The sequence below is a fragment of the Paenibacillus solanacearum genome (assembly GCF_910593845.1).
In the GTDB taxonomy this organism is placed as follows: Bacteria; Bacillota; Bacilli; order Paenibacillales; family NBRC-103111; genus Paenibacillus_G; species Paenibacillus_G solanacearum.
On the sequence record NZ_CAJVAS010000070.1, the window covers coordinates 1 to 17131 of the forward strand.

At 50.1% G+C, this 17131-nt stretch carries 19 protein-coding genes, 2 tRNA genes and 1 rRNA gene; 17 read left to right on the plus strand and 5 right to left on the minus strand.

Annotated features, from left to right (window positions below; all coding sequences use genetic code 11):
* Window positions 1–4 precede the first annotated feature (4 nt).
* From rrf to map, 12 genes are all read left to right on the plus strand, one after another.
* A 5S ribosomal RNA gene (rrf, locus tag KXG62_RS32520) occupies window positions 5–121 on the plus strand.
* Window positions 122–307: 186 nt separating this feature from the next.
* On the plus strand, window positions 308–1765 hold the full coding sequence (gene guaB / locus KXG62_RS32525) for an IMP dehydrogenase (RefSeq protein WP_218096168.1): 1458 nt from the start codon (window positions 308–310) through the stop codon (window positions 1763–1765).
* Window positions 1766–1878: 113 nt separating this feature from the next.
* A complete protein-coding gene (locus KXG62_RS32530) occupies window positions 1879–3171 on the plus strand; it encodes a D-alanyl-D-alanine carboxypeptidase family protein (protein ID WP_218096169.1) in 1293 nt (430 codons plus the stop codon).
* A 123-nt stretch (window positions 3172–3294) separates the two neighbouring features.
* Window positions 3295–4176 carry a pyridoxal 5'-phosphate synthase lyase subunit PdxS gene (pdxS, locus tag KXG62_RS32535; protein ID WP_218096170.1) on the plus strand — a complete coding sequence of 294 codons (882 nt, stop codon included), beginning with the start codon at window positions 3295–3297 and terminating at the stop codon, window positions 4174–4176.
* A 21-nt stretch (window positions 4177–4197) separates the two neighbouring features.
* Window positions 4198–4770 (plus strand): pyridoxal 5'-phosphate synthase glutaminase subunit PdxT, encoded by a 573-nt coding sequence (gene pdxT, locus KXG62_RS32540; RefSeq protein ID WP_218096171.1) that lies wholly within the window; start codon window positions 4198–4200, stop codon window positions 4768–4770.
* A gap of 11 nt (window positions 4771–4781) precedes the next feature.
* Window positions 4782–6065, plus strand: coding sequence for a serine--tRNA ligase (gene serS, locus KXG62_RS32545; RefSeq protein WP_218096172.1), 1284 nt, complete (start codon window positions 4782–4784; stop codon window positions 6063–6065).
* A 47-nt stretch (window positions 6066–6112) separates the two neighbouring features.
* Window positions 6113–6202 (plus strand) — tRNA-Ser (locus tag KXG62_RS32550).
* A gap of 312 nt (window positions 6203–6514) precedes the next feature.
* Window positions 6515–7057: a DoxX family protein gene (locus KXG62_RS32555; RefSeq protein ID WP_218096173.1), complete on the plus strand. Its 543-nt coding sequence runs from the start codon at window positions 6515–6517 to the stop codon at window positions 7055–7057.
* Between the two features lie 226 nt (window positions 7058–7283).
* Entirely contained in the window at window positions 7284–7634 is a 351-nt protein-coding gene (locus KXG62_RS32560) for a hypothetical protein (protein WP_218096174.1), read from the plus strand.
* Between the two features lie 17 nt (window positions 7635–7651).
* Window positions 7652–7837, plus strand: a complete 186-nt coding sequence (locus tag KXG62_RS32565) for a hypothetical protein (protein WP_218096175.1) — start codon at window positions 7652–7654, stop codon at window positions 7835–7837.
* A 25-nt stretch (window positions 7838–7862) separates the two neighbouring features.
* The gene (locus KXG62_RS32570; RefSeq protein ID WP_218096176.1) at window positions 7863–8006 is read left to right on the plus strand and encodes a small acid-soluble spore protein P; all 144 of its coding nucleotides are present in this window, start codon (window positions 7863–7865) and stop codon (window positions 8004–8006) included.
* A gap of 565 nt (window positions 8007–8571) precedes the next feature.
* The gene (map, locus tag KXG62_RS32575; RefSeq protein WP_218096177.1) at window positions 8572–9315 is read left to right on the plus strand and encodes a type I methionyl aminopeptidase; all 744 of its coding nucleotides are present in this window, start codon (window positions 8572–8574) and stop codon (window positions 9313–9315) included.
* A 182-nt stretch (window positions 9316–9497) separates the two neighbouring features.
* On the opposite strand, the gene KXG62_RS32580 is transcribed toward map, so the two are convergent.
* Window positions 9498–9570, minus strand: a tRNA-Arg gene (locus tag KXG62_RS32580).
* A gap of 167 nt (window positions 9571–9737) precedes the next feature.
* On the opposite strand from KXG62_RS32580, the gene KXG62_RS32585 reads away from it, so the two are divergent.
* From KXG62_RS32585 to KXG62_RS32600, 4 genes are read left to right on the plus strand one after another with little or no spacing between them, the layout of a single operon-like run.
* Window positions 9738–10262, plus strand: coding sequence for an RNA polymerase sigma factor (locus KXG62_RS32585; RefSeq protein ID WP_218096178.1), 525 nt, complete (start codon window positions 9738–9740; stop codon window positions 10260–10262).
* The gene (locus KXG62_RS32590) at window positions 10259–10771 is read left to right on the plus strand and encodes an anti-sigma factor (protein WP_218096179.1); all 513 of its coding nucleotides are present in this window, start codon (window positions 10259–10261) and stop codon (window positions 10769–10771) included. The genes KXG62_RS32585 and KXG62_RS32590 overlap by 4 nt, the downstream gene beginning before the upstream one ends.
* Complete coding sequence (locus tag KXG62_RS32595; protein ID WP_218096180.1) at window positions 10768–11907, plus strand: hypothetical protein; 1140 nt, start codon at window positions 10768–10770, stop codon at window positions 11905–11907. Before KXG62_RS32590 ends, KXG62_RS32595 begins: the two co-directional genes overlap by 4 nt.
* Window positions 11904–12566 carry a LiaF transmembrane domain-containing protein gene (locus KXG62_RS32600; RefSeq protein WP_218096181.1) on the plus strand — a complete coding sequence of 221 codons (663 nt, stop codon included), beginning with the start codon at window positions 11904–11906 and terminating at the stop codon, window positions 12564–12566. The genes KXG62_RS32595 and KXG62_RS32600 overlap by 4 nt, the downstream gene beginning before the upstream one ends.
* 91 nt (window positions 12567–12657) lie before the next feature.
* Here the strand turns inward: KXG62_RS32600 and KXG62_RS32605 are convergent, their stop codons facing one another.
* The 4 genes from KXG62_RS32605 to KXG62_RS32620 all read right to left on the minus strand — a co-directional run bounded on the left by KXG62_RS32605 (window position 12658) and on the right by KXG62_RS32620 (window position 14954).
* Window positions 12658–12972 carry a YolD-like family protein gene (locus KXG62_RS32605; RefSeq protein ID WP_218096182.1) on the minus strand — a complete coding sequence of 105 codons (315 nt, stop codon included), beginning with the start codon at window positions 12970–12972 and terminating at the stop codon, window positions 12658–12660.
* Window positions 12969–14240 carry a DNA polymerase IV gene (locus KXG62_RS32610; protein WP_218096183.1) on the minus strand — a complete coding sequence of 424 codons (1272 nt, stop codon included), beginning with the start codon at window positions 14238–14240 and terminating at the stop codon, window positions 12969–12971. Before KXG62_RS32610 ends, KXG62_RS32605 begins: the two co-directional genes overlap by 4 nt.
* Window positions 14241–14243: 3 nt before the next feature.
* A complete protein-coding gene (locus KXG62_RS32615; protein WP_218096184.1) occupies window positions 14244–14621 on the minus strand; it encodes a YhjD family protein in 378 nt (125 codons plus the stop codon).
* A 129-nt stretch (window positions 14622–14750) separates the two neighbouring features.
* Entirely contained in the window at window positions 14751–14954 is a 204-nt protein-coding gene (locus KXG62_RS32620; RefSeq protein ID WP_218096185.1) for a hypothetical protein, read from the minus strand.
* A 1323-nt stretch (window positions 14955–16277) separates the two neighbouring features.
* Between KXG62_RS32620 and KXG62_RS32625 the strand changes: the two genes are divergently transcribed.
* Window positions 16278–16811: a type III toxin-antitoxin system ToxN/AbiQ family toxin gene (locus KXG62_RS32625; protein WP_218096186.1), complete on the plus strand. Its 534-nt coding sequence runs from the start codon at window positions 16278–16280 to the stop codon at window positions 16809–16811.
* The last annotated feature ends 320 nt before the right edge of the window (window positions 16812–17131 follow it).

Here is a 17131-nt window from a genome sequence, read left to right on the forward strand (position 1 = left end):
ATTGTTTGGTGATGATGGCGGAAGGGAACCACGCGTACCCATCCCGAACACGAACGTTAAGCCTTCCAGCGTCGATGGTACTTGGACCGCAGGGTCCTGGGAGAGTAGAACGTCGCCAAGCAGATAAAAAGAGCCCCTTTGGACATAATCCAAAGAGGCTCTTTTTTAAATTTCTAGACGATGTGGAACACATTGGAAGGTTGATCAAATCTTCACGAGTTTGTGCTTGACACTCAAAATGGGCTTTTGATAAGATTGCAATTAATATATTTTTCGGCAAGATAACATTAAAGGGGGCAATATTTCCGTGTGGGAATCTAAGTTTGAAAAAGAAGGATTGACGTTTGATGATGTATTGCTCGTTCCGCAGAAGTCGGAAGTGTTTGGCAAAGAAATCGATATTGCGACGGAATTGACGAATCAGATCAAACTGAACGTACCGTTCCTCAGTTCTGCAATGGACACCGTCACCGAGTCTGCGCTTGCGATTGCTATGGCTAGAGAAGGCGGCATCGGCATCATTCATAAGAACATGCCGGTCGCGCAGCAAGCAGAAGAAGTAGACCGCGTGAAACGCTCCGAAAGTGGCGTTATCACAAACCCGTTTTATTTGACCCCTGAACACCATGTATATGATGCCGAAGAGTTAATGGCCAAATATCGGATTTCGGGCGTACCGATTTGCGACGAAAACAAAAAACTGGTCGGTATTTTGACGAATCGCGATTTGCGCTTTGTGCATGATTATTCGATCAAAATTAAAGAGGTTATGACACGGGAACAACTCGTGACCGCTCCGGTAGGCACGACGCTGCAGCAAGCGGAAGGCATTCTCCAGAAGCACAAGATCGAGAAGCTGCCGCTCGTTGACGAGCAGAACGTTCTGAAGGGCCTTATTACGATTAAAGATATCGAGAAGGCAATTCAATTCCCGAACTCGGCAAAAGACAAGCATGGGCGTCTTCTGGCCGGTGCGGCGGTAGGCGTAGCGAAGGACGTCATGGAACGGGTAGCCGCGCTCGTAGAAGCAGGCGTCGATCTAGTCGTCGTAGATTCGGCGCATGGACATCACATCAACATTTTGAATACGGTAAGAAGCATTCGCCAGCAGTATCCGGAATTGCCGATTTGCGCAGGTAACGTAGCTACGGGCGATGGCACGAGAGACTTGATCGAAGCCGGAGCAAGCATTGTAAAGGTCGGTATCGGGCCAGGATCGATCTGTACGACGCGCGTCATTGCCGGCATTGGCGTTCCGCAAATTACAGCGATTTATGATTGCGCCTCGGTAGCAAGGAAGTACAATGTACCCGTCATTGCCGACGGAGGCATCAAGTACTCGGGCGACGTAACGAAGGCCATTGCGGCTGGCGCTAGCGCGGTGATGATCGGAAGTCTTTTTGCAGGAACGGAAGAAAGTCCGGGCGAATCGGAAATTTTCCAAGGACGGCGTTTCAAAGTGTACCGCGGCATGGGTTCGCTTGGTGCAATGAAGGAAGGCAGCAAGGACCGTTATTTCCAAGAAAACGAAACCAAGCTCGTTCCGGAAGGCATCGAGGGTCGCGTTCCTTATAAAGGACCTCTGGCCGACACGCTGTATCAACTGATCGGCGGATTACGCTCGGGTATGGGTTATTGCGGCGCCAAGAACATTCAGTCGCTGATCAACGAAACAAGCTTTATCCGGATTACGGGCGCAGGCTTGCGGGAAAGCCATCCGCATGATGTACAAATTACCAAAGAGGCACCGAACTATTCCATGTAAAGGCACCGAACATATATATTATTGGAGGCAAAGGCCCGGTCCTTTGTCTCCTTTTTTTTGGACGGGCCGGTATGCTACAATAAAAGCACAATAAATAAGGGGAGAGTGAAGAAGTGAAACGGTTTTGGAAATGGGGAAAGCTTGCGTTAGGCATTACATTAGCGGCACAAATTGCGATTTTCTCCATATATACGGGTACAGTGAAGGCAGCAGAAGCGGAAGCACCGAACTTGGGCATTACGGCGAAAGCGGCGATCTTGATGGAGGCTGCCACAGGACAAGTTCTTTACGCGCAAAACGAAGATGTTCCGATGCCGCCTGCCAGCATGGCCAAAATGATGACAGAGTATCTTGTATTCGAGAGCATTGTCAATAAGAAGATCAGTTGGACTGATACGGTTCAGATTAGTGAATATTCCGCATTTTTATCGAACAATAAAGCATTGTCCGGCATTCCCAAAGCAATGGGAGATACATATTCGGTAGAGGACTTATTCTACGCGGTGACCATTTATTCCGATAACGGAGCTGCTGTCGCTTTAGCAGAGAAAATCTCCGGAACGGAGGAAAAGTTTGTACAGCTCATGAATGAGACGGCGGTCAGGCTGGGGCTGTCCAAGGATGCCTACTTCATCGGCACGTCCGGTTTGGATCGGGTAGACCTTGGAAAGTATGCGCCGAGCTCGCTGCCTGGGGAGACGATCTTTACCGCGCGGGATGCAGCTTTGATCGCATACCACCTGTTGAAGGATTATCCTGACATTGTGAAGTACTCCAGCATTGTTTCGAAGAAGTTCAGGCCGACGGATGCGAATCCGATGATTAATTATGACTGGATGCTCGAAGGCAATAAAGACAATATTAACTTTAAGAAGTATGTGTACCAGGGGCTGGACGGCCTTAAAACCGGCCACACGGATAAGGCGGGCTACTGCTTTACCGGTACGGCGGTCCGCAACGATACAAGGCTCATATCGGTCGTGATGAATTCCAGTACGCGAGATAACAGCTTCTACGATACGAAGAAAATACTCGATTACGGTTTTTCGAATTTTGAAAAGAAAGAGGTTGTGCAGGCCGGTGCCACGGTTGATGCATTGCCTGCCGTGCCAATCAAAAAAGGCGTGAATACGCAAGCTGCCGCCGTAACGGGTGAAGGATTGTCGCTGCTCGTGAAAAAAGGAACGCCGGACAGCGCATTTGTGAAGACGGCCCAAGCGAAGCCGGATCTCGTAGCTCCAGTCAAAAAGGGAGACGAGGTCGGGACCTTGACGGTAACGTATGACAATAAGCCGTACACGGTCAAAATGGTAGCGGCAAACGATGAGGAAAAAGGAAGCTGGTTCCGGCTGTTTTTCCGGGCGATCAAAAACTTTTTTGTCGACATGATCAGCGGCTCGAAGTAGGCTTAAATTCCCGGTTCCACGGGTTGTATATTTAGAAGGGTTCATGTAAAATAATTGTTTAGTTAGTTTGTCGCATTTTGCGTATCGTGAATATAACGGAGCGTCGTATAGGAGGAGTCAGATATGGAAACTGGAACATCGCGAGTAAAAAAAGGTATGGCTGAAATGCAAAAGGGTGGCGTCATCATGGACGTTATGAACGCGGAACAAGCCCGTATTGCCGAGGCGGCAGGCGCATCTGCGGTTATGGCGTTGGAAAGAGTGCCTTCGGATATTCGAGCTGCCGGCGGTGTAGCCCGTATGGCGGATCCTACGATCATGGAAGAGGTTATGAAGGTCGTCTCTATCCCGGTGATGGCGAAGGCGCGTATCGGCCATTTTGTTGAGGCGAAAGTATTGGAGTCGATGGGTGTAGACTACATTGATGAGAGCGAAGTGCTGACGCCAGCTGATGAAGTGTTCCATATCAACAAGCATGAATTTACGGTTCCATTCGTTTGCGGCGCCAGAGACCTTGGGGAAGCGCTGCGACGCATCGGTGAAGGCGCGTCGATGCTCCGCACGAAGGGTGAGCCGGGAACGGGGAATATCGTCGAGGCGGTTCGTCACATGCGTATGATTAATGGCCAAATCCGCAAAATCCAAAGCTTGTCCAAAGACGAATTGATGGCGGAAGCGAAAAATCTCGGCGCTCCGTACGAGCAGCTTCTCTTCGTTCATGAGAACGGCCGTTTGCCGGTGGTCAACTTCGCAGCTGGCGGCGTGGCGACGCCTTCGGATGCAGCGCTTATGATGCATTTGGGCGCGGACGGCGTATTCGTAGGCTCCGGTATCTTCAAATCGGATAGCCCTGAGAAGTTCGCTAAAGCGATCGTTGAAGCGACAACGCATTACACGGACTATGAACTGATCGCCAAAGTTTCGAAAAACCTTGGCACCCCGATGAAAGGGATTGAGATTTCCAAGCTGAACGCGTCCGAACGTATGCAGGAGCGCGGCTGGTAATTAGGAAGAAGGTAGAACGGCATGAAAATCGGAGTGCTTGCTCTGCAAGGAGCGGTTGTGGAGCATATCGATATGATAGAGAAAGCCGGCGGCGAAGGCGTTATTGTAAAAAGAACGGAGCAGCTGCCGGACATTGACGGCATCATTATTCCCGGTGGAGAAAGCACGACCATCGGGAAATTGATGCGCACGTACGGCTTTATCGATGCCTTGCGCGAGTTTTCGCTGCAGGGCAAGCCGCTTTTCGGCACATGCGCGGGTCTGATCGTGCTGGCCAAGGAAATATCGGGCCAAGAAGAGGCGCATCTCGGTTTGATGGACATTCGCGTCGCCAGAAATGCCTTCGGCCGGCAAAGGGAAAGCTTCGAGACCGATCTGGACATTAAAGGCGTCGATAAGGACGTTCGCGCCGTATTTATTCGAGCGCCTCTCATCGAGCAGGTGGGCAGCGAGGTAGACGTTCTGGCGACATACCAAGATCAGATCGTTGCCGCCCGCCAAGGGCATTTATTGGCCGCCTCGTTTCATCCGGAATTGACTGATGATGAGCGGCTGCATGCCTATTTTCTGGACATGGTACGTGAATCGAGGTAGGAGGGATCTCCTTGTTGGATGTCAAACTGCTCCGCAGTGATATAAATAAAGTCAAGCAAGCGATGATAAACCGGGGCGGTAAAAATATTGAAGAGTTGGACCGTTTTACCGAGTTGGACACGAAACGCAGGGAGCTTCTGCAGGAAGTAGAGCAGTTGAAAAACCGTCGTAATGTCGTTTCTCAAGAAGTCGCGCAGCTGAAAAAGGCGAAGGAAAACGCCGACCATTTGATTGAGGAAATGAAGGTCGTCGGCGACCGGATCAAGACGCTGGACGAAGAGATCCGCGGGCTGGAAACGGAGATTGATGCGATTGTTCTCGCCATTCCCAATATACCGCAGGACGAAGTCCCTGTCGGTGCATCCGAGGAAGAGAATATCGAGATTCGCTGTGTAGGCGAGCTTCCGTCCTTTGCTTTCGAAGCCAAGCCGCACTGGGAGATTGCGCAGCAGCTGGGGATTCTTGATTTTGAAGCTGCGGCTAAAGTAACCGGTTCCCGCTTCGTGTTCTATAAAGGGCTGGGCGCTCGGTTGGAGCGGGCACTCATCAACTTTATGATGGATCTCCATTCCGATCAGCACGGCTATGAGGAGATGCTGCCGCCGTATATCGTCAATCGCGACAGCTTGATGGGAACGGGACAGCTTCCGAAGTTCGAGGAAGATGTGTTCAAAGTCGAAGGCACCGATTATTTCCTGATCCCGACGGCGGAAGTGCCGGTTACGAACTATCATCGTGACGATATTCTCAGTATCGAGGATTTGCCGAAATATTTTGTCGCCTTCAGCGCTTGCTTCCGTTCGGAGGCCGGATCGGCGGGTCGCGATACGCGCGGACTCATTCGCCAGCATCAATTCAACAAAATTGAACTGGTGAAGCTCACAACGCCGGAGAGCTCGAATGAGGAGCTGGAGAAGCTCACGAGCAATGCGGAGAAGGTGCTTCAGCTTCTGAAGCTCCCGTACCGCGTTCTGGCGCTTTGTACGGGCGATATGGGCTTCTCGTCAGCTAGGACGTATGATCTTGAGGTATGGCTGCCTAACAGCAACATGTACCGCGAGATTTCGTCCTGCAGCAACTTCGAGGACTTCCAGGCGCGCCGGGCGAACATTCGCTTCCGCAGAGACAGCAAAGCGAAGCCGGAATTCGTGCATACGCTCAACGGCTCAGGCTTGGCGCTCGGCCGAACGGTGGCGGCTATCTTGGAAAATTACCAGCAGGAGGACGGCAGCGTCCTGGTGCCGGAAGCATTGCAGCCTTATATGGGCGGGATTCGCAAGATCAGCAAAAATTAACGCTTGAATTTAATTTTTGTTTTGTGATACAATGCTTCTTGTCACCCGGAGAGGTGGTCGAGTGGTTTAAGGCAGCGGTCTTGAAAACCGCCGAGGTCGCAAGGTCTCCGTGGGTTCGAATCCCACCCTCTCCGCCATACATAAAAAGCAACGACCCGTGAGGGTCGTTTTTTTAATGGCGAGCAAGCCGGTGGGATGAGAACCGAAGGTTCGTTGGAGCATGGGCATCGAAAGTTTTTTAACTATGTGATTTTTATCACATACAAATATTAGCATTCGATGTATAGTAAAGATGTAGCAAGGGAGTAACAAATAAGTAAAGCAAGCGGAAAGGAAGATGGACTATGAAACCTTCTCAACGAACTGCACGATCTCGGCTGCAATAGACGGTTTTATTTTAACCATGTATGTGAAAAAAATCACTAATTAAATTATAGGAGCTGATTATCATGTTAGTCAAATGGCTTAGAGAAAATAAATACGCAGCGATAGTGCTACTGTTTGTACGTTTGTATCTTGGGTATACATGGATAACGGCAGGGTGGCACAAGTTGACGGACGGATTCGATGCGACAGGCTTCCTGAAAAACGCGGTTACTAAACCGATTGTAGACAAAGCAACCAATGAGCTTGTGTATCCGACCTTCACCGCCTTCGTCAACAACTTTGCTTTACCGAATGCGAAGCTGATTAATATCATGATTCCGATAGGCGAATTTCTGGTAGGTCTCGGTTTGATTCTCGGATGCTTAACTGCAACGGCCGCATTCTTCGGACTTATGATGAACTTTATGTTTATGTTCGCCGGCACCGTAAGCACGAACCCGTGGTTGGTACTGATTGGAGGCATCGTGTTTATGGCTGGGATGAACGCAGGGAAATTCGGCGTCGACTACTACTTGATGCCATACCTCCGCAAATGGTTTAACCACAACAAAGATGCCGGTCACACCAAAGGAACGGGGACGACACCCACTCCGGCGCATGCTTAATCAATAAACTTGCAGCAAAAGCTCCGCGGGCTACCTAGCCTAGCGGAGTTTTTGCTTATATTTTTTGGAGACTACGGGGATCTTCGGAAAAGCGTTTGGTACAAGGTTCCCCAAATACATATGGAGCACTTGACGACTGGTGCCGCACGTGGCTTTTTTTGCTTATTGGGCGTTCGTATAAAGCAGTGACGGGATTCGCATTTTAAGAAGGTGGAGGTGTTATATAATGAGCAAACACGATACTCTGCAAGTGGACGCGGAACGGCTGGCGAATGCATGGGCCCATACGCTGCCGACGGTTCTAAGTGAATCGGACCGCACGGAAGTGAAAAAGGACGAAGCAGAGCCCAACGTATTACGGATTCACATTGCTACTGCGGGACACAGCCATTACAGCTTTGACTATAAATGCACCTACGTGGATGCAAGAGAAGTCAAGGTGGAATTGGTCGATGTGGAGCGCGATGGCGTCAGCGTGGACGAACGGACAGACATCATCCAGACGATGGTGGACGACTACGTAAGGCACATTCATGAATGCGCACAGCAGCTGCATTCACTGACGGCCAGCAAATAGGAAGGGACTGAATCCGCATGACCCAAAATAAAAGCGGCGCAGACAAAAACTTGCAAAATGTCGTAAAAGACTTGGACAAGACGATCGTCAACAGCCATCAGGCACAGCAGCTGCAGCAGCAAACCAACGATCGCAGGCACCAGGATGCGCTAAATCATCAAGATGAATCCGGAACTTCGATGCTTCTGGATAAAGAAAATTAGAGGCTGATAAGGGGGACTTCGTACAATGCCAAAAGATATTCCACAGCCGGTCAACCCGCCGAGCGGACGGCAAAATCAGGCGGAACGCCGTCAACCTAATGAACCGTTGTCCGGTTCGAAAAAAGTAAAAAACCAAAATCATAGCCGTCATAATAACGGCGAAGGATAATAAACGCCATCATATAACGAAAAAACAACAGCCCCTTACATATTGTTAGGGGCTGTTGTTTTTATATTACATATCTCTATACGTTTCTTTTCTCTAATGCAAGGAAGCATTCGCCCATCATCGAATGAGCCATATCTTCACAATCTGTATAACCGAATAATACAGATCCGTTTGCCAAAGCATCGCATATGTCGTCGAACATGGTGCAAATAGAAATCGAATATTCGTCGTAAATGATGTAATATCGATTGGTTGGCGGCATTGCGTCTACACACCCCATTCATAGATTCCCCCTAATTCTACCATGAAGTGGGAGAAAAGAGAATCGTTTTTACACGGTCGGTTGGTTACAATTTGGCGCTATTAACGGGGAAAAACGCAGCTAGGCAAGCCATATCCGACTGGCTTTCAATTGGTTTTCAATGCTGGGAATGGATTGCCGAATGGTGATAAAAAGGTTACATTGAAAAGGTTATTGCGGGCTTCGGAATGAGGAGAACATGGGAAAGCCAACTGCGTACTATATTATAAAATGAATAGGTATTCGTGTACGGGAGGCGCTTTGATGGTCACTTTGAAAACCCCTGAACAAATCGAACACATCCGCAAGGCAGGACGCATATTGGCCCAGTGCCATGAGGAAATCGAGAAGAGAATACGTCCCGGCGTGACGACGCTGCAGATTAACGATTTTGCCGAGCGTTTTTTGCTGGAAAACGGAGCGGAGACGGTGACGAAAGGATACCGCGGCTTTCCGTTTGCCACTTGCGCATCGGTGAACGACGTTATCGCTCACGGCTTTCCAAACGAAGAGCCGCTGTTAAACGGCGACATTGTCAAAATGGACATCGTATGCAAATACGACGGTTGGGTGGCCGATTCGTGCCGCACGTATGCGGTAGGTACGATATCGGAGGAAGCGCAGCGGCTAATTCGCGTCGCCAAGGAATGTCTGGATCTCGGTATTGCGAAAGCGATGGCCGGGAACCGGATTGGCGACGTCATGCACGTCGTGCAAAAGCATGCGGAAGGGGCCGGATTTTCCGTCGTTCGGGACTTGGAAGGCCATGGCATCGGAAGATCGATGCATGAGGAACCGTCCTTTCCGCATGTCGGCAAGCCGGGCAAAGGGTTTCTTTTGAGAGAAGGCATGGTCTTTACGATCGAACCGATGATTAACGCGGGGAAATTCGAGATGTTTATTGATTTTGACGGCTGGACCGCCCGTACGATGGATGGCAGCTTGTCGGCACAATTCGAGCATACCGTTGCCATTACGAAGAACGGGCCAGATGTACTGACGCGTTAGCAGCGCGGGCTTCAGCAAGCCGAAGCGCAGCACATCGCCGAGGCAAGGGAGCCAGGTGAAACGGTCGAACGCACCCTTCCCGGATCGGCCGTCGCCGCTATACGGGGTAACAATAATGAAAAAGAGCCTGACTGCGCCGGTTGGCGCGATCAGGCTCGTTATCGTTTCGGTAAGTAAAGAAGCGTCCCCGAGAGGACTCGAACCACTATCTGTCCTTTAGGAGAGGACTGCTCTATCCTGTTGAGCTACGGGGACATAAAATCATTTCTTATTATATCATATAGACTGCAAGGAAAAAAGTGTAGATGGGAAAAGATGGTCACACATTTTTTTCAAAAGGTGCAGTAGTTTTCCTAGGGGGATCGTCTATTACATGCAGAGAGGAGGGGGAGACGATTACGGAAGAAGCTTGGATTGCGCGAATGGCTGCCGGAGACCGGGATGCATTCCGCGAGCTTGTGGACAAGTACGGTCGGTATTTGTTCCAATCGGTCTATGCAGTGCTTCGTTCCACGAAGGATGCCGAAGACGTCACGCAAGAAGTGCTGCTGAAGATATGCTCGTCTCTCCCTCAGTATCAATATCACGGCTTCAAGACGTGGATTACCCGTATTGCCGTTAACAAGGCAATTGATTTCAAGCGGGCGAGAGACCGCAAAAGGGAGCAGTTGACCGATCAATGGGAGTCACTTCCGCCTCACGATCTTATGTATGACGATTCGCTGGAAGCGGGCGTCATTAGCCGTGAACGGAGGGAGCAAGTCCGCGATCAGCTGGAACGGCTGCCGGACAACTATCGCGATGTCGTCTTTGCCTTCTATATCGAGGAGAAGAGTTATCAGCAAATTGCCGATGAACAGAACATCGCTTTAAAAACGGTAGAGTCGAAGCTCTATCGGGCCAAGCAGTATATGCGCAAGCATTGGAAGGAGGAGGAGTGGCAATGACCCATATTCCGTTAGAGCATTGGAAGCAGTATGTGGAAGATGCGCTGGCGCCTGCGGAGCGGGAACGATACGAAACGCACTTGGCCGTCTGTGACCTTTGTTTGGAGCAATACATGCTTTGTCTGGAGCAAGCGGAAGGGCTGCCGCTGCCGGTCGACGAGGCTGCATTTGCAGATATTGCCATGGACCGATTCGATGCGTTATGGAATGTATCGCAGGAACAGGAGCGGGAAAAAGCCCCCCAGGCATTGCCGGCTGTCAAACGCGACGTTCGCCTGCCGCTGCTCCACCATCCATTCTTCCATTATGCCGTCGCTGCGGTCATCACACTGATTCTGATGGGCTCAGGCGCCTTCCAGACGATTACTCGGCCAATAACCCATATAGAGCCGGGCTCGGCGAATGCGGCTGAGCCAGCGGATACACCTTACTCCAAAATTATAATGAATCATACGCTCGGCCTGCTGGATTCCATTCAACCGAAACGCGAAAGAGGGAGTACGCCATGAATTCAAATAAAAGCCCGATGGTCGCCTTGCTGCTGTCGTTTATCCCGGGACTCGGCCACCTCTATTTAGGCCGGACATTAAAAGGAATGCTGTATGCCGCCGGATGTTTGGGATCGCTGCTGCTGCTTGCCCTTATGGTGGCGGTCCGCTTTCACCGAGTGGTCGGCGGAAACGAATTTCCGTATATATTCATGCTGTTTGTGGCGGCGCTGTTCTGGGGCATCAATATGATCGATATGCTTAGGACGCTGCTGACAAGGCAGCCAGGCTCCCCAGGGAATGGAGCAGCTCAGCCGGGAGGATACGGTTCGTCCGACGGAAGGACGGCCGCGTCTGCGCTGCCGCAAACCAATGAGCGCTTCCACACGATTTTACTGTCGTTTATTCCGGGGCTCGGCCACCTTCAACTTGGTCTTATGCAGCGCGGCCTTGCCTTTCTGATTGTTTTTTTCGGTATGACGGTTATGATCTTTTTTGTTGCGGCGATGACGCATCGGGACGGATTTTTCGTTTTCCTCGGTATCCTTCCGATCATCTGGCTATACGGCTTGTTTGACTGCGTCCAGCAGCTCAACCGAAAGGAGAACGGCGAGCCGCTGCAGGACCGGACCATCTTCGAGGATTTTCAGGAAGGGCGGGACGCAGGCAAAAAAAATAAAACGATGGCGACGCTGCTTGCCATGTTCCCGGGAGCGGGGCATATGTACTTGGGTCTGCAAAAGCGGGGTCTGCAATTCATGGCCGCTTTTTTGTTCAGCATTTACATTATGGATACGCTGCGATTGTCGCTATTCTTGTTCCTGATCCCGATTCTTTGGTTTTACAGCTTCTTCGATGCGCTTCAGCATATATCGAAGGTCGGGCGCGAGGAGCTGCGCGATGTGCCGATCGTAGACTGGCTCATTCACCATCAGCGCTGGATTGGGCTGGCGATCCTCGGGCTGGGCGTCTATTACCTGTTCGACCAGGTGCTGGTCAACGCTCTGGACTTGTGGCTGACCGCAGAGCAGATGCGGCGGTTCACCTACTGGTTTGACCGGTATTTCCAAACGACGATCGTTTGCGTGCTGCTGATCGGCGGAGGCATTCGATTGCTGCTCGGCAGCAAAAAAACGAAAGGAGGGAGGATGTCATGATGCGATGGCGTGTAGGCACGTTGTCGATGGGGCTTACCCTTGTGTTCCTCGGCAGCATTCTCTTTGTATCGCAGATGAACGGGATGAGGGCATTCGATGCCTTCATCGCCTGGTGGCCCATATTGTTCGTGCTCCTCGGCCTTGAAATTTTGCTGTACCTGTGGTTCTCGCGGAAGGAAAACACCGTGGTTCGTTACGACTTTGTCAGTGTCTTCTTCGTCTCGCTGCTGTATACTTGCTGCCTCGGGTTTGCCGTACTGACGAGCATCGGGGTCATCGGACAAATCCAGCTGGCGATATCCGAGGTCGAACGGACGGTGGAGCTTCCTGATGCGAAGCAGCCGGTGGGTGCGGATGTGAAGCGGATTATCGTGCAGACGTCGGGATCTCAGGTGAAGGTCGATCAGTCCAACGAGCGCGTCGTGCATGTGTTCGGAAGCTACCGCGAGCGGGTGCCGCAGGAAGCGGGAACGGCAGCGGATTCGCCGTCTCCTTACACGTTCAGGACGGTAGGCGACACGATGTACGTGCACATCAAGCAGCAGCCCGCGCATCGGGGCTTACGCTCTTACACCCCCTACATGAGGGTGACGGTGGTGGTGCCCCAAGAAGTGAAGGTGGAGGTGCGGGGGGCGGATCAAATGCCCATCGCATCGTAAGGCTGCTCTGGAACAGTACGGCAATAGAAAGGAGAACGTTCCACGAGGAACGTTCTCCTTTCGACATGGTGCGCCCGGTAAGGGCGTCATCTCACTCACAATCGACGATGTCGGCCATCGATACCCATTGCCCGCCGATCAGCAATCGCTGAAGGAGGTGATCCCGCTTGGCGATGCGACCGGTCAGAATCATGCGGCTCTTCGACTGGAACAGCGTAACGGTAACGTCGTTCCCGTCTTCATACGCCTTCAATAGCATGCGGCTGATTTCCTCCTGCTTTTGTTCGTCCAGCACCGGCCTCGTTTGCACCTCCAGCTGTTCATTATGCCGGTTAATGCGCTCCTTGTGCTCGGGGAGCATCATCTTCGTCATCCAAATGCCGTTGGGTTTCAACTTTTCGCTCATTTCCAATGGCCTCCGATCATGTTGCTTCTGCGCTTGGCTTGCCCCGCCGGCAGTACGGAAGATGCCCTTATAATGGCCGTATCGCCGAACCTGTCCCGGATCGAATCCGTCGTCCGGTCCATGCTGCGGAGCCGCTCGCTATTGTCGAACAAGGTGAGCTGATAATGATCGCCCGCGACGAGCGAAGACAATGTGACGCCGACTTTCCGTACGGGAAAGCCGTCCCACTGGTTGTCGAAAATGCGGCAGGCGGCTTCATATACATGATTCGTTATATCCGTCGCATGCGAAAGCTTCGATTGCCGGTAAAAGCCGGTAGGGTTGTTGAAGTCAGCCCCCTGCGCCCCTGCCGCCACGACCCATCCCATGCGCCCCTTCGCCCGCGCCCGCCGGCAGACGAGATCGGAAAGCTCGAGGAGAATGACCCGCAAATCGTCCATGGTCCAGTAATCGAAGGGCAGTGTCATCTGATGCCCGATCGCCTTCTGTACCACTCCGTTAAGGGATGGATCGACTGCGGCTTCGTCATCCATGCCATTGGCGATTTTCCAGAGCACCTCGGCTTGAATATCCGACTGCCGCTTCATTTGCTGGCGCATGATTCTTTTTAAATCAGCTAAAGGCGTATGTGCCAAGTCGCCGATCGTATGAATGTTACGGCGGTTGAAGTGCGCCATCATGCGCGAACCGATCATGAACATGCTTTTGACGGGGAGCGTCCACAATTGGGTGATCAGTTCTTCCCTCGTCGTGCAGCATAAGCCGGAGTCGTTTTTTTTGGCGATATTGTCGCATGCCATTTTGGACAGCACCTTGTTCTCGCTGATGCCGATCCGGATGTATACGCCCGTATACGTGTACACTTGATCCTGTATCGACTTGGCGATGTCCAGAGGATTGCCGAATAAACCGACGCTGTCCGTTATATCGGCGAACTGCTCGTCGATGCTGTACGGCTCCACAAGATCGGTGTAATGTTCGAGAATTTCCGTAATTTGCAGGGATACGTCAATATACGTCTGCATGCGCGGCTTGATGATGACAAGCCCCGGACATTTGTTCAGCGCCTCTTTGACGGATTCGGCCGTGGTAACGCCGTAGGTTTTGGCTAACGGGCAAGCGGCAAGAATAATGCCGCGGCGCTCCTCGGGGTTGCCCGCCACTACCAATGGCTTATTGGCGTATTCCGGGTGCGCAGCTTTCTCCACCGATGCGTAGAAAGACCGACAATCGGCCAAGAGGATGACTCTCTGACGTTTGCTCCTCACGCATCAGCCACCCTCCGTCAAGGATACTTGCAAATATTCGCTGCATTTGACCAGCATCTCCGCCCGTACTTTTTCCCATAACAAAAAAATCGTATGCTCATAGCCGCGGCACTGAAATTTACCGCGAATACCTTCGGGCGTGCGCGTCTCCTCGTAGATACGGATTCCTTTCTTTTTATGCTCGGTTTTCAGCTGGAGCAGCTCCTTGAGGACACACTCCTGCGCTTTATCGAGACTTTTTATATACACGACATCAAGCCGCAGCTTCGATTGGTTCATTTTTTTCATATCTTGCTGCAGCACGTCGAGCATCACGGGGAGAATCATGGACATCTTGACGTTATGAAATTCGTCTTGCGTCAGTAAAGGGCGCGGGCTCATACGGCACTCTTCCTTCAGGTTATATTGTCTTGATCCGGCAAGGGAATGTCTGCACTCCGTCCATTCGGATGCGCCGGCACACGAAGATGGCGGGATTCGGGATTCGGCTTGAGGTTATTGTGTCTGCCCTCATCCGGCCCCCCGTCCGGGAACTGCATGGACAGCCAAGATGCTGTCAATCCTAAATAAGCGAGGCGCCTGCTGGGCGAGACAATGCGCGCGCAGGCGGCCGTCTTGTACCGACACGACCGTAATGCGGCGCTGGCTTATTCGCTTGTTCCGGTCCATGTAGATGATTTCCACCGTGCTGCCAACATACCTTTCGAATTTCATGCGGCACCGCCTTCCTAAGATGGGAACGTTTGTTCTTGTCATTAGTATATTAAGAATAGCGAACAAATATTCGTGTTTCAAGGGGAAAAATTTTCCAAAGACGCGCCTGTTCTTCTTGCAGAACCAGCAGCGGAGTATCATTGCAGCAAAGATGCGGTAAGGCGAACCCATCTGTTCTTTAAAAAAACAAAATGAGACTTCTCAGGCACAAGAAAAGAGAACGGCAAGGAAACCAAAATGGAGAGGAGCAAGGAATAGGAACGTTTGGAAGGTTGGGAGAGGTATTAAAAAAAGGAGCAAGGCTCCTTGATCATCGGGGGCTGGGCTATAGGGCTTATCGGGGAACGCGTGTGCCAAGGCATAAAAAAATTGCGGCTCTATCGCCGCAATCGGATATGTATAGGGTGGTCGAGACGACAGGATTTGAACCTGCGACCTCTTGGTCCCGAACTAAGAGACATGCATCGGAGCAGAGATAATCATAGATTTTGATATAGGTCAAACCCCTTTAATTTTCAAGGGTTTTGACCTATTCATCTTGTGTATCATTTTATTGAGTATTATTTTAAGGACTCACCGGAGAATATGTCCGTGACCAAATATGTGACCAGTATGACCACTCCAAAACTGTAGCTCAACTCGTGTTTAGCTTGTTAAATGTCTGCATGGTCGCAAATACTTTCTCCATATCGGTAAGCCTTCTGCTAGCCTTCTGCTGATTTTGTTGTAGTTATAATGTGTGTGTCACACGCCGATACGTAATAAAAACCCAAAAAATAAAATTGCATATTTCTGAATAGTGATCCATTCCATTGCTTAGCTTCAAAGTACCGGATCATGCACTTTATATGCTATGCACAAAAGCTCAATTTTTGAGGTTAGGTGCAGTCTAAAAAAGGTTGTTTCATTAGGTGGAGCCGCACCATACACCATATATTAGGAGCATTAGCGAAAGCGAGGTTAAGTAAATATGTGTTATCATGGATTTCAAGATAAATCATTAAAGGGGAAAGAACTCCTTGAAATAACGTGAGTCTGACTCACGAAAGTCCATTGTTATTAAGATGCCCTTTTTTGAATAATTCATGCTGATTAATTGACGCACCGAGGGGGGGAATGTTATAATAACGGAGAAGTAATTGGTGTTTCGCCACCAGCGTAAGGGCGAGTCGTAAATTGGTGTTTCGCCACCAGCATAAGGGCGAGTCGTAAATTGGTGTTTCGCCACCAACTTAAGGGCGAGTTGTAAATTGGAATCCCTCTTCCACAAAGTGAGGGCTGAAGAGCGTAAGCGCTCTTTTTTTATTGGGGAGAGAAGCATAAATGAGCTCAAGTGAAACCGAGGACATTGAAAAGATTTTATTTTATCGTGTTACAGACAATTATATTAACTTTCTTCATAGCCATGATGATAAGGTGCAATATAATGATAGAAGGGGTAATTTGCGGCCCTATATAGGGATTCTTTTGAATATTGGCGATCACCAATATTTTGCACCATTATCTTCATATGAAAACAAGCCTAGATACAAGAAAAAGAATAAATCTTTTGATAAAGTGTATGATGACCCTGCTAAAGATCCTGTAGCAATTATTAAATATAACTGTATGATACCCTTCCTAGAAAGCGAGTTTACTTACGTCGATTTCAAGGATTTTGAACACGACCCTAAATACAGATCTCTTTTAGAGGCGGAATATCAGTATATCAAGACTCACAGATCCACCATTCTTTCCAATGCACGAAAGCTTTACGACGAGGTAAGCAAAGGGAGAGGCTATTTTTATGATAGCTCCGTGAAATTTATGAATTTGGAGCGGATTTATCGGGACTTTAACTTAATTTCTTCCACTTGATAAGGAAAGCAGCTGCGGATTAATTGCAGTTGCTTTTCTTCTTGTTGCATAAAAAGTGAAAATTAAGTCAAGCAATATGGAATCCAATCGCCTCGGTATTGCGAAGGTCAAGTATCTCCATATGATAGAAAAAGAGGAGGCATCTTCTATGTCTCCTCTTTGTATTATCAAAATGTGTTAGTCCAAATGTTTTCCAACTTGGAGTTGTCAATAAAAGTGCAGTTTGAAAACACACTCATACAGGTATCCCGTTACTAAGCTGCTTGCGACAGCATTCTTTCGCGATAAATGGATGGCGGCCAGCCCCCTGGATTAGAGGT

Coding starts and splice junctions, on each gene's coding strand:
- pdxS (WP_218096170.1), top strand. CDS start 3,295: ATGGAAACTGGAACATCGCGAGTAAAAAAAGGTATGGCTGAAATGCAA.
- pdxT (WP_218096171.1), top strand. CDS start 4,198: ATGAAAATCGGAGTGCTTGCTCTGCAAGGAGCGGTTGTGGAGCATATC.
- KXG62_RS32555 (WP_218096173.1), top strand. CDS start 6,515: ATGTTAGTCAAATGGCTTAGAGAAAATAAATACGCAGCGATAGTGCTA.
- KXG62_RS32560 (WP_218096174.1), top strand. CDS start 7,284: ATGAGCAAACACGATACTCTGCAAGTGGACGCGGAACGGCTGGCGAAT.
- KXG62_RS32565 (WP_218096175.1), top strand. CDS start 7,652: ATGACCCAAAATAAAAGCGGCGCAGACAAAAACTTGCAAAATGTCGTA.
- KXG62_RS32570 (WP_218096176.1), top strand. CDS start 7,863: ATGCCAAAAGATATTCCACAGCCGGTCAACCCGCCGAGCGGACGGCAA.
- map (WP_218096177.1), top strand. CDS start 8,572: ATGGTCACTTTGAAAACCCCTGAACAAATCGAACACATCCGCAAGGCA.
- KXG62_RS32585 (WP_218096178.1), top strand. CDS start 9,738: ATGGCTGCCGGAGACCGGGATGCATTCCGCGAGCTTGTGGACAAGTAC.
- KXG62_RS32590 (WP_218096179.1), top strand. CDS start 10,259: ATGACCCATATTCCGTTAGAGCATTGGAAGCAGTATGTGGAAGATGCG.
- KXG62_RS32595 (WP_218096180.1), top strand. CDS start 10,768: ATGAATTCAAATAAAAGCCCGATGGTCGCCTTGCTGCTGTCGTTTATC.
- KXG62_RS32600 (WP_218096181.1), top strand. CDS start 11,904: ATGATGCGATGGCGTGTAGGCACGTTGTCGATGGGGCTTACCCTTGTG.
- KXG62_RS32605 (WP_218096182.1), bottom strand. CDS start 12,972: ATGAGCGAAAAGTTGAAACCCAACGGCATTTGGATGACGAAGATGATG.
- KXG62_RS32615 (WP_218096184.1), bottom strand. CDS start 14,621: ATGAGCCCGCGCCCTTTACTGACGCAAGACGAATTTCATAACGTCAAG.
- KXG62_RS32620 (WP_218096185.1), bottom strand. CDS start 14,954: ATGAAATTCGAAAGGTATGTTGGCAGCACGGTGGAAATCATCTACATG.
- KXG62_RS32625 (WP_218096186.1), top strand. CDS start 16,278: ATGAGCTCAAGTGAAACCGAGGACATTGAAAAGATTTTATTTTATCGT.